This is a genomic window from Mycobacterium intermedium (genome assembly GCF_002086275.1).
GTDB classification, from domain to species: Bacteria; Actinomycetota; Actinomycetes; order Mycobacteriales; family Mycobacteriaceae; genus Mycobacterium; species Mycobacterium intermedium.
In genome coordinates, this window is the sequence record NZ_MVHT01000346.1 from 1 (window position 1) to 308 (window position 308).

General features: G+C 76.3%; 1 protein-coding gene. It reads right to left on the bottom strand.

Annotation, left to right across the window (positions count from 1 at the left end; all coding sequences use genetic code 11):
- Positions 1–308 (bottom strand): hypothetical protein (locus BST27_RS30965; protein ID WP_211285353.1); only part of this gene is annotated, 308 nt, incomplete at both ends.

Sequence of the window (308 nt, forward strand, 5' to 3'; positions counted from 1 at the left end):
CCCCTAGACAAGGCGGAACCGTCCGCTGCGCCCGCCCCGCCGGCCCCGCCGGTTCCGGCGGCACCTATTAGCAGTCCGGCGTTACCGCCGGCCCCGCCGTTGCCTCCGATGGAGTTGTTGTTCGAGGTCGCCCCACCGGCACCGCCGGCCCCGCCAGCGCCCATGAGCGATCCGGACCCGCCGGCCCCGCCTGCTCCCCCATTGGCGCCCGTTGATGATCCGCCGGCACCGCCGGCCCCGCCGGCCCCGAACAGCCCACCGCCGGCCCCTCCGGCACCGCCGTTTCCGCCGTTTCCGACGTTGACGGC